This is a genomic window from Mailhella massiliensis (assembly GCF_020741395.1).
Classification (GTDB): domain Bacteria; phylum Desulfobacterota; class Desulfovibrionia; order Desulfovibrionales; family Desulfovibrionaceae; genus Mailhella; species Mailhella massiliensis_A.
This window is the reverse complement of sequence record NZ_DYZA01000124.1, coordinates 1-10,931: the sequence shown is the minus strand read 5'-3', so window position 1 is coordinate 10,931 and position 10,931 is coordinate 1. Positions and strand designations below refer to the sequence as shown.

Sequence of the window (10,931 nt, the reverse complement as noted above, 5' to 3'; positions counted from 1 at the left end):
AAATCACAGTTTAACCCCAATGCGGTATTTTTTTTTGAGGCAGGTCAGGAAGGCGGATATCGCCTTTTGAGGTCAAGAGTTATCCGGAGGCTCATTATGTCTTATGCTGTTCGTAAACCCAGGCTCGGCGTACTCGCCCTGGGTCGTTCCACCTTTGATACCGAATTCGCGGCCAAAGTTCACGCTCAGGCCGTCAATACGCTTTCCGCCATGGATGCCGATCTTGTCGGCGGCAAGGAAATTCTGTACGACGCAGCCGCTCTGGAAGCGGCCCTGCCCGCCATAGAAGCTGCCGACGTGGACGCGCTTCTGATCATTCAGGTAACCTTTACCGATGCGGAAAGCACTGTGGCCGCCGCCCTCAAGCTGGGCAAGCCCGTCATCATGTGGTCCTGGGCCGAAGCGCGTACCGGCGGCCGTCTGCTGCTCAACTCCTTCTGCGGCGTCAACCTGGCTTCCCATGCCCTGAGCCGCCACGGCAAGAGCATCATCCATGTGCACAAGGATGCTTCCGATTCTGAGGCGGCCGCGGAAATTTTCCATGCTGCTCAGGCCGCTTCCGTGCTCAATCAGCTCAAAGGGCAGAAGTTCTTGCTCATCGGCGAGCATCCCGACGGGTTTGATGCCTGCAACTTCGATCCCAACGACTTGTTCCGCCTGTTCGGTATGACTACCGATCATATAGATATTCTTGACTTCATTGAGGAAACTAAGGCTCAGCCCGATAGTGTGGCCGATGCGCCCTATGCCCGCCGTGCCGCTCAGTTTCCGAACCTCGGCGAGCTCGACCACGATGCCACCATCAAGACCTGCAAGATATACGCCCGCATGCGCGACAAGGCTGCCGAACAGGGGTACCTCGGCATGACGGTGCGCTGCTGGCCTCATTTCTTCACCCATTACGGCGCGGCCGCCTGCGGCGCCATGGCCATGATGAATGAAGACGGCGTGCCCTGCGGTTGCGAAGGCGACCTCTACGGCGTGCTCACGGCGCTTCTGCTCACCCGTCTGCAGAACTCCGGAGCGTTCAATACCGACCTTGTGGATGTCGACGTGAAGGACGACACCGTGGTTTTCTGGCACTGCGGCCAGGCCCCCATCGATATGGCCGATCCCGAAGGTCCCATCCGCGGTACCATACATTCCAACCGCAAGCTGCCTCTGCTTTCGGAATTCTGTCTGAAGCCCGGCCGCTTTACGCTGGCCCGCATCAGCCAGGGTAAGGGCAAGCTGCGCCTGCTCATCGGCGGCGGTGAGATGATCAGCCGTCCTCTGGCCTTCTCCGGGACTGCCGGCGTGGCACGCATGGATATTCCCGCCGGGCAGTTCATGAAGAACCTCATTACCGAGGGGATGGAACATCATTCCGGCATCGTGTACGGCGACTGCCGTGAACAGCTCAAGATGATAGCCGAGATGATCGGCCTCGAAGTGGTGGACCTCACCAAGGCGTAATATCAGGGACGGAGACGGACCGTGATGGTTCGTCTCCGTTTTTCATATCAGCCATTCTTTTGGCTGTAGGATTTCTCTATAACAGAGTCATAGCAGAACAAGGCAGAGCACACTATGCAAAACTTTGAGAATCTGTCCCCATGTAAGGGGCTGGCCCTGGCTTCTCTTGCCGATAACAAAGCGGTTTTTTCCACTGATGCCGGAAAGCTGGAGGTCTCCGTCTATGCGGAGGGCTGCTTCCGTGTCCGTCTTGGCGATGCGGAGGTCAACGATTACGGCATCGTATGCGCCAAAGATGAACGTCTTGCCATGGAAGTTGTGGAAAACCAGGACGATGTGCTCTGCTCAAGCGGTGAATACGCGCTTCGTCTGACCCGTTCTCCTCTTACTTTCAGCCTGGAAAAGGGCGGTAAAGTCGTGCTTCCCGTGACGGAAGACAGCCATTTCGTACGCAAGTTCCGTCTGCCTCCGGTGGCGGCTACGGAAGAGGGCTGGTTTGCGGCTCTCGGCCTGCCCTTCGGTGTGGCTGTGTACGGAGGCGGCGAAAATTATGCCGGGCTGAATCGCCGCGGCATGCTGCTCGACATGTGGAACGAAGATGCCCTCGGAGTAAACAGTTCCGTCTGCTATAAGAACTGCCCCTTCGTGTGGTCTCCCGAAGGCTACGGCGTATTCGTGAATACTCCTTCTTATGTTCGCATCGGCGTGGGCTATCAGCAGTGGGCCAACCAGAGCCTCTGCCTCGATGTGAAGGACGCCGTGCTCGACCTCTTCTTCCTTTTCGGCGACACGCCCGCAGAAATTCTGGGCCGTTACACGAAGCTCACCGGCCGTTCCGCCAAGGCTCCGGTGTGGAGTCTCGGCCTTTGGCTTTCCAAGGCCTATTACCGCGTACCCGCCGAAACCCTGGAAGCCGCCGCCAAGATGCGCGAGATGGATGTTCCCTGCGATGTGATCACCATTGACGGCCGCGCCTGGCAGGACACCGACACCCGCTTCGCCTTTGAATGGGATCCCTCCCGTTACGACGATCCCAAGGCCTTCTGTGATTCCCTGAAGGCCATGAATTACAAGATCTGCGTGTGGGAATATCCTCTCGTTTCCATCAAGAACAAGCTGTTTGGCGAAATGGCGGAAAAAGGCTGGCTTCTGCGCGACAAGGACGGCAAGGCCTATGAATACGCCTTCGATCCCGGTCCTTTCGGTCAGGTACTGACGCAGCTTCCCAACAGCGGTCTTGTGGACTTCACCAATCCCGAAGCCTGGGAATACTGGTGCGGCCGCCATAAGGAACTGTTCGAGGCCGGCGTGGACTGCATCAAGGCCGACTTCGGCGAACAGGTTCTGCCCGACATGTACGCCTGCAACGGCGACAACGGCGTCCGCATCCATAATGTTTACTCTCTGCTTTATAACCTCTGCGTGTATGAGGCCGGCCGCCGTTATCACGGCGAAAACGCGCTCTGCTGGTCCCGCTCCGGCTGGGCGGGCAGCCAGAGGGCTCCCATCCAGTGGGCGGGCGACTCCCAATCCAGCTGGGGCGGCCTTGCCGGCTCCATTCTGGGCGGACTGTCCTGGGGTATGAGCGGCGTTCCCTATTACTCCTCCGATATCGGCGGATTCTACGGCGATCAGCCCACGCCCGAACTCTTCGTGCGCTGGACGGAAGCCGGAGCCCTCGGCTCCCACATGCGTTTCCACGGCATCGGCCCGCGCGAGCCCTGGGCCTACGGACCCGAGGCGGAAGATATCTGCCGCCGCTGGGTGCGCCTGCGCTATCGCCTCATTCCCTATCTTTCCGACGCCAGCGCCCAGGCGGCTGATACGGGCATGCCGCTCATGCGCTCCATGGTGCTTTCCTTCCCCGATCAGCCCGACGTGTGGCCCTTTGAACTTCAATACATGCTGGGCGACAACCTGCTCATCGTGCCGGTGGTACGGGAGGGCGGCAAGGTTCGCTACCGTCTGCCCAAGGGCGCCTGGTATGATCTCTGGACGGGCAAGGCCGTTGCCGGCGACCGCACCGTGGAGGAAATCGTACCTCTCGACCGTATTCCGGTCTTTGTGCGCGAAGGAGCCGTGCTCAAGCTCGGCCCGGCCGTGCGCCATACCGGCGAAATCGAAAGCGGCAGGCGTATCGCCGCTGTGGCCGCTTTCGGCAAAGTCACCGAACACTCCTGCACTTATGACGACGAAGTCGTCTTTGAAAACGGAAAGCTTGTCCCGGCCTCCCATGTGAGCGTCGTGGAACCGGAACAGCTCCATGAATTTCTTTTTGCCGGAGGGAAGATATGCTGAGTATGATTGAGCAACTGGTCAAAAAGATCAACGGCATAGCCGTCAAAATCAGTACCGTCCTCATGGCGGGCATGCTGGCCGTAGTCACGCTGAACGTGATCCTGCGCTATTGCTTCGGCTACAGCATTACCTGGACGGAAGAGAGCGCACGCTTCATGATGGTGTGGATTACCTTCCTGCTTTTCCCCTACGCGCAGCAGCGCGGGGAACTGGTGGCACTCGACTTTCTGGTACTTCGCTTCCGCCATTCCTTCATCGGGGTGGTGCTCGCGCTCGTTACCGAAGCTCTGGCGCTTCTTGTTCTCTCCGTATGCGTCTACCAGTCCTACTTCTATATTCAGCGTTCGTTTTCCTCAGTCAGTATGGCCATGCAGCTGCCCATGTGGATTGTTTCCATCGTGCTGCCCTACAGCTTCTGTATGACGTTCATTGCAAGCTTTTTGTGGTTCCTTAAGCTCATTCCCTGCCTCGGTAATCCCGACAGGCTGAGAGAGCTTGACGAAGCCAGAAAGGTCTGATCCGCCCCGGCGCTCCCGCTGAAATATTCACGAGTATCTGGAGTCGTTCATGAATATCATTGCTAAAATCGCAGCTCTTAAAATGTTTTATCTGGTCTACTTCCTCGGACTTGTGCTCATAGGCCTTCCCATCGTCTATGTGCTTCTGCTCGCCCCGGGGATAGATCTTGCCCAAAACGGCCAGTGGGCCTTCTTCCCCCTGCTTCTGCAGCGTCTGTGGAACGGTGTCGACAGCTTTGCCCTTATGGCTCTGCCTTTCTTCGTGCTCGCAGGCGAACTCATGAGCGCGGGCGGTGTGACTGTGCGTATCGTGACTTTCGCTGAAACTCTCATCGGGCACTTCCGCGGAGGCCTCGGCCATGTGTGCGTGCTTGCTTCCGTCATGCTCTCCGGCGGTTCCGGCTCCGCCGTGGCCGACGCCTCCGCCCTGGGCGGCATGCTCATCCCGGCCATGAAGAAGATGAAATATCCCGACGGAATATCTGCGGCAATCATTGCTTCCGCCGGTATCCTCGCTCCCATCATTCCGCCGAGCGGACTTATGATCATGTACGCTTTCGTGGAAAACTGCTCCGTGGCGGCTATGTTCGCGGGCGGCATCATCCCCGGCCTCATGATCGCGGGCGGTATCATGCTGGTTATCTCCCTGCGTGCCCGCTCCGGTGTGTTCCCCGATCCCAAGCCCCGTGCGAGCTGGAAGGAACGCGGTCAGGCGGCCAAGAAGGCTATTCTGCCCCTGGGTACTCCGGTCATACTCATGGGCGGTATTCTCGGCGGCATCATGACGGCCACGGAAGCCGCGGCTATCGCCGCCTTCTACGCTCTGATGCTCGGTGTGTTCTACACTCGTGAAATCAAGCCCTCTCAGCTGCCCCGCATCTTTGCCGGTTCCGCCATAGCTTCCGCCAAGATCCTCATCCTGGTAGGTGCGGCCGTGGCGTTTGCCTCCGTGGTAAGCCTGCGTCATACTCCGCAGATGCTCGGTTCCGCTCTGGTGGCCCTCACGAGCGATCCGCATCTCCTGTTCCTGCTCGTCAACGTCACCCTGCTTCTGGTCGGCTGCATCATGGACGCCGGTCCCACCATCCTGATTCTCGGCCCCATTCTTGCTCCCGCCATGGAGGCTGTGGGCATCGACCCCATTCATTTCGGCGTGGTCATGGTCATCAACCTTACCATCGGCCTCATCACTCCTCCCATGGGTCTGGTGCTCTTCGTCACACAGGGTATCAGCGGCGTCAGTCTGGACAAGCTGGTCAAGGAAATGCTGCCCTTCTTCTTTGTGCTTGCCGTGCTTCTCTGCGTGTTCAGCTACTTCCCTGAGACTGTTCTGTTCCTGCCCAAGGCCTGGGGCCTCATGTAAATCCTGCGGATAGGCCCGCAGGCCGGTCCGCCCTCAATTGCAATAGGAAGAACCGTTTATCCAAGCGGTTTTCATGACACATAAACCTTTAACGAAAGGATATCCCTATGAAAGGCTTTGTGAAGTCCGTTGTGTCCCTGTCCCTCGTGCTTGGCCTTGCCTGCGCCGCCGAGGCCAAGACCGTACTGAATCTCGACTTCCTTTCCAATGAAGGAACCGCCGAGCATGCGTCCACGCTGTTTCTGAAGCAGTACGTGGAAAACCGTACCGGCGGCGAGCTGCAGATCGATATCTACGCCGGCGCTCAGCTCTGCGGCAACCCCATCGAATGTTTCCAGTCCCTGGAAGCTGGCGTGGTGCATATCTACCCCGCTACCGCCGGCGGCATCGCCGTGGTGTATCCTCCCATCGCCGCTCTGGATATTCCCTACATCATGCCCTCCGAAACCGTTGCTCAGAATGTGCTCTCCGGCCCCTTTGAAGACAAGCTGCGTGAACTCATTTACAAGAATACCAACGGTAAACTCCTCATGATGAGCCTTTCCAACAGCGCGGGCTGGAGAAACTACGTCAACGCCAAGCATCCCGTGAAGACCCCCGCCGACCTGAAGGGCCTCAAGCTCCGCACCGTGGAAAACAAGGTACAGCAGGAACAGGTTCGCCTGAACGGCGCTTCCCCCACCCCCATCCCCTTCATGGAAGTGTATGACGCCCTGAGCAAGGGCGTGGTGGACGGCACCCTGAACTCCATCACCGACCTTACCGCCGTGCGTCTGCATGAAAAGGCCAAGTACATGACCCTCGACGGCCACAACTTCATGTTCTCCGCATGGTTCATGAATGCCAATTACTTCAAGAGCCTGCCCAAGGAATTCCAGGACGCCCTCATCGACGGATTCAAGCTGATGGGCATCGTGGAAAACGGTGTGCAGATGGATATGGAACGTCCCGCCTATGCCGCCTTTGCCAAGGCCGGCGGCCAGACTTACTTCCCCACTCCTGAAGAAAAGGCCCAGTTCATCGAAGTGGTGAAGCCCCTGCGTGACATGTATCTGCAGGAAACTGAAGGCGGCGCCGAATTCCTGAAGGAACTCGATGCGGCTATTGCCAACGCTTCCAAGTTTGAACAGAACCGTCGTGCTTCCTTCGATGCTCTGAAGTAATTCCAGTAGCTTTCCGGCCGGGGGTGGCTCCCCCGGCCTCCATGAGGCTTTCTCCAAGCGTCCAAGCGGGTGGGCGTTTGGACAAGTCCGTCATGGAAAGGCGCATTCGCGCCACGGACGGGAGGCCGGTTGCCTGTCGACCTTTTTTTCGCTCTGTTACCCCTGTTTTTGTGGAGAATCATCATGGCTGTTACTGTCAAACCTTTCGGCAGATTCTGGAATCAGGATATCAAAGCTACCGTGCTGACTAATAAGAACGGCATGGAAGTGGAAGTGCTCGATTACGGCTGCATCATGCGTCGCCTGGTGGTGCCGGGCAAGAACGGCCCCGCCGACGTGATCCTCGGCTTCGACAACCTCGCCCAGTATCTCTACGGCCATCCCTGCTACGGCATCCTTGCCGGCCGTGTGGCCAACCGCATCCACAACGGTGAGTTCACCCTGAACGGCAAGACCTATCATCTGCCCTGCAATGAGGGCCCCACCGGCCAGCATCTGCATGGCGGCGTCCGCGGTTTCGACAAGTATGTGTGGGCCTCCGAAGCGGAAGAGAAAGACGGCGTTTCCCGTGTGATCCTCCGTAGGACTTCCGAAGACGGCGAACAGGGCTACCCCGGCGAACTCGACGTGCTGGCCGAAATCAGCCTCGATGAAGACAACGGAGTGGCCATGAATTTCACCGCCACCGCCAAGGATCAGGACACCATCGTCAACCTTGCCAACCATAACTACTACAACCTCGCCGGACATGGTTCTCCCAGTATCGAAGACCATGAACTGCGCCTTTACGCTGACGCCTATACTCCTGTTCAGAGCAATATGATTCCCACCGGGGAAATCCGTCCCGTGGTTAAGGATCCCGCTTACGACTTCACTTCCATGAAGCGCATCGGCGATCAGATGGCTCTGCCCGGCCTGCCCGACCGCATGTTTGATGTGAACTATGTGCTGAACGGTACGCCTTCTGCCGAAGCGGGCCTCACCCTCGCCGCGGAACTTCGCGATCCCGCCTCCGGTCGTACCATGACGGTGTCCACCGACCTGCCCGGTATTCAGTTCTACAACGGTTCCAAGCTGAGTCTGCGTCACTGGGACGGCAAGGACGGCGTAGTGTATCAGGCCTTTAATTCCCTGTGCCTGGAAACTCAGTTCTTCCCCGACGCGCCCAACCAGCCCGATTTCCCCTCCATTGTGCTTAAGGCCGGTGAAACCCGCGCCACGCACACCATGCACCGTTTTAGCTGGTAAGGCTGGTCTGGAGCGGGATGAGCGCACGTATCTTCCGCCCCTCGCCGATTTTCCTTCCACCTCTTTAACACCCTGCGAGGTTCCCCATGCCCTTTTATACCATGAATGAACTCCTTGCCCTCGATCCCGCCAAAGACTGGTGCGTCGGCCACTTCAACGTGCACAACTACACCACCCTGGGCGGCGTGGTGAAGGCAGCTGAAGAAATGAAGGCCCCGGCTATTCTCGCTCTGGGTGCCCAGGCCTACAAGCACATCGGCATGGAAAACATCATGGCCCTGTGCTTCTCCGTCATGGAACAGAGCAGTGGTCGTTTCGCCCTGCATATCGACCATGCCCGCGACCTCGGCCTGATCCGCAAGGCCCTGCGCCTCGGCGCTTCTTCCGTGATGTTCGACGGCTCTTCCCTTTCCTTTGAAGAGAACATCCGTATGACGAAGGAAATGGTGCAGATGGCCCACGACTACGGCGCAAGCGCTGAAGGTGAAGTGGGCGAAGTGCCCATGCCCGGCGGCAGCCGTGCCGATATCATGTACACCGATCCCGACCAGGCTGCGGAATTCGCCGAACGTACCGGTGTCGACTTCCTGGCTGTGTCCCTGGGGTCCATCCACGGTATGAAGACCAGCTCCATGGATCTGGATCAGGATCTGCTGCGCCGCCTGAGCGCCATAGGTGTGCCGCTGGTGCTGCACGGCGCTTCCGGCGTGACGGAAGACGCCATACGCACCGCCACCCGCAACGGCCTGCGTAAGATCAACATCAACACCGCCCTCAAGGGTGCGGCCGTGAAGCGCATCCGTGAGCGTCTGGCCGTGGAGCCGGAATGTGATCTGCTGGCCCTTCTGGAAGACGGCCGTGAAGGCGTGCGCGCTCTTGCCGCCCACTACATGGAACTGTTCGGTTCCGCCGGCCGCGTGGCGGATTGCACCGTGAGCGGCAACAGCCTGCCAGAACATCTCCTGCAGGGCGAATAAGTTATCCTCCTTCCGGCCGGAGGCCCGGCCGGAAGCTTTTTTCCACCACAGACGGGCGGATAGCCGCTCGCCATGAGAGCCTGAATATGAATATTGTCTGCATCGGCAACCTGTTTCTTGACCGTGTCTATCAGGTCTCCGAACTGATGAGCCGCCCCCAGAAGCTGGGCACGACCAGCGTGACCATGCGCGGCGGCGGTCCCGCTCCTACCGCAGCTATCGCGGCTTCCCGCCTCGGCGTGAAAACGGCCTTCTGGGGCCGTGTCGGCGACGATGCCGAAGGCCGGTGGCTCAAGGATCTTCTGGCGGGCAAGGGTGTGGATATCTCCGGTATGGTGACCTGCCCCAACTCCCGTACCTCTTCTTCCTGCATCATGGTGGATCCGGCGGGCGACCGTCAGATCCTCGCCTATACCGACCCGGCCATGGATATCGGCGCTGAGGCGCTGCCCGTGGATACGCTGGATGCCGATACCCTCATCCTGAGCGACATGCGCTGGCTTTCCGTCATGCCCCATGTCATGGATGAGGCCGAAAAGCGGGGCATAAAGGTACTGCTCGACGTGGACGTAGTGTCCGATGATCCCCGGTACCTGGCCTGTGTGAAGAGGGCGGATTATGTCATTTGTGCGGATCTCGGCATGAAGAAGATGCTGGGCATGGACGATACCATGGAAGCCCTGACAGAGCTTGGCCGCATGTGCAAGGGTATCGTGGCCGCCACCCAGGGGGTTGAAGGTTCGCTCTGGAATATAGACGGCGTCATCAGCCGCGTGCCCACTTTTCCCGATGTGCCCGTGACCGACAGTACGGGTGCGGGCGACGTGTTCCATGGCGCCATGGCTGCGAGCCTTGCGCAGGGCTACGGCGTGCTGGAAGCCGCGCGTCGCGCTTCCGCCACGTCTACGCTTCTGTGCCGCAACGGCCACGGCTGGGACGGCATTCCCACTGCGGCGGAAGTTGACGCCTTTCTTGCGGAAAGGGACGGCCGCGTCTGAGCCTTTTGCAGAGAGGGGGCTTCGGCGTATGTTGCCGTATGCTCCGGCCTGCGGCATACAAGAGCCCTGGTCGCAGGTTTGGTGCGGGCGTTCGTGCAGCCTGCTGTAGAAACGAGGTTTGTACAGCCATGTGCGTCCCGGCGAGCCTTTTCCCGCAAGAGAGGGTTCTCGGCAGCCCGTCGGGCCTCCTTCCTCAATATTACGGGATTTCACCTCATTGTGGTGAAATCCCGTTTTTGTTTGCCGGAGCCCGGTTGAAGGAACGATTGCCCTTTACCTGCGTTTTCAGAGCGTTGTCCGTCGGCCCGGTTCGTTTTCTGCCGGGCTGTTTTTCAGGAAAAGAGGGTGGGAGAGGTGAGGGAGTGTTCCGACGGTCGGACAAAGGCCGAAAGTCGCCGGCCTTGATTGCCAATGTTTTCAGATTCGGCTATAAGAAAAAGAATTTCAACTAGCCGGAGGCGACCATGCTGCAAAATCATATTGATCAGCTTCTGGACGTCTTCAGTGACGGAGTCTGTGTGACTGACGCGCAGGGGACTGTCCTCTTCGTCAACGCCATGCACGAAAAGCTCACGGGTGTTCCGCACGATAGTATGGTTGGGCATAATGTGCTGGAATTTCTTGGAAAGGGTGTTTTCGACGTCGTGCTCAACCCGGAAGTGCTTCGTACCGGAAAAACCGTGACCCGGGTGCAGACTGTGGCTGGCGGTCGAAGGCTTGTTCTGGAAGGGTATCCTATTTTCGATCATAACGGACATGTTGTTTTTTGCGTTACGCTTATGCGCGACGAGAGTCGCCTTCAGGAACTGCAGGGTAAGGTAGCTTTCCAGAAGGAGCTTCTGGAAGTGTTTTCCAAGCTCAGCAATGCTCCGAAGCAGGCAAGCCGCATGCCGGAAATCGTGCAAAGCGAG

The 10,931-nt window shown here is 58.6% G+C and carries 9 protein-coding genes; all 9 read left to right on the top strand.

The window, feature by feature from the left end; all coding sequences use genetic code 11:
- Positions 1–96 precede the first annotated feature (96 nt).
- Complete coding sequence (locus K8W16_RS06330; protein WP_304122192.1) at positions 97–1,455, top strand: hypothetical protein; 1,359 nt, start codon at positions 97–99, stop codon at positions 1,453–1,455.
- 114 nt (positions 1,456–1,569) lie between these two features.
- Positions 1,570–3,753: a TIM-barrel domain-containing protein gene (locus K8W16_RS06325; RefSeq protein ID WP_304122191.1), complete on the top strand. Its 2,184-nt coding sequence runs from the start codon at positions 1,570–1,572 to the stop codon at positions 3,751–3,753.
- Positions 3,747–4,271 (top strand): TRAP transporter small permease, encoded by a 525-nt coding sequence (locus K8W16_RS06320; protein WP_304122189.1) that lies wholly within the window; start codon positions 3,747–3,749, stop codon positions 4,269–4,271. Before K8W16_RS06325 ends, K8W16_RS06320 begins: the two co-directional genes overlap by 7 nt.
- Before the next feature lie 49 nt (positions 4,272–4,320).
- Positions 4,321–5,634: a TRAP transporter large permease gene (locus K8W16_RS06315; RefSeq protein ID WP_304122187.1), complete on the top strand. Its 1,314-nt coding sequence runs from the start codon at positions 4,321–4,323 to the stop codon at positions 5,632–5,634.
- Positions 5,635–5,741: 107 nt separating this feature from the next.
- Positions 5,742–6,797, top strand: a complete 1,056-nt coding sequence (gene dctP, locus K8W16_RS06310) for a TRAP transporter substrate-binding protein DctP (RefSeq protein WP_304122185.1) — start codon at positions 5,742–5,744, stop codon at positions 6,795–6,797.
- 183 nt (positions 6,798–6,980) lie between these two features.
- Entirely contained in the window at positions 6,981–8,045 is a 1,065-nt protein-coding gene (locus tag K8W16_RS06305) for an aldose epimerase family protein (protein ID WP_304122183.1), read from the top strand.
- 86 nt (positions 8,046–8,131) lie between these two features.
- A complete protein-coding gene (locus K8W16_RS06300; RefSeq protein ID WP_304122181.1) occupies positions 8,132–9,022 on the top strand; it encodes a class II fructose-bisphosphate aldolase in 891 nt (296 codons plus the stop codon).
- 86 nt (positions 9,023–9,108) lie between these two features.
- Positions 9,109–10,020, top strand: coding sequence for a carbohydrate kinase family protein (locus tag K8W16_RS06295; protein ID WP_304122179.1), 912 nt, complete (start codon positions 9,109–9,111; stop codon positions 10,018–10,020).
- Between the two features lie 464 nt (positions 10,021–10,484).
- Positions 10,485–10,931: PAS domain-containing protein (locus K8W16_RS06290; RefSeq protein ID WP_304122177.1), on the top strand; the 447-nt coding region annotated here is incomplete at its 3' end.

Coding starts and splice junctions, on each gene's coding strand:
- K8W16_RS06325 (WP_304122191.1), top strand. CDS start 1,570: ATGCAAAACTTTGAGAATCTGTCCCCATGTAAGGGGCTGGCCCTGGCT.
- dctP (WP_304122185.1), top strand. CDS start 5,742: ATGAAAGGCTTTGTGAAGTCCGTTGTGTCCCTGTCCCTCGTGCTTGGC.
- K8W16_RS06305 (WP_304122183.1), top strand. CDS start 6,981: ATGGCTGTTACTGTCAAACCTTTCGGCAGATTCTGGAATCAGGATATC.
- K8W16_RS06320 (WP_304122189.1), top strand. CDS start 3,747: ATGCTGAGTATGATTGAGCAACTGGTCAAAAAGATCAACGGCATAGCC.
- K8W16_RS06300 (WP_304122181.1), top strand. CDS start 8,132: ATGCCCTTTTATACCATGAATGAACTCCTTGCCCTCGATCCCGCCAAA.
- K8W16_RS06315 (WP_304122187.1), top strand. CDS start 4,321: ATGAATATCATTGCTAAAATCGCAGCTCTTAAAATGTTTTATCTGGTC.
- K8W16_RS06330 (WP_304122192.1), top strand. CDS start 97: ATGTCTTATGCTGTTCGTAAACCCAGGCTCGGCGTACTCGCCCTGGGT.
- K8W16_RS06295 (WP_304122179.1), top strand. CDS start 9,109: ATGAATATTGTCTGCATCGGCAACCTGTTTCTTGACCGTGTCTATCAG.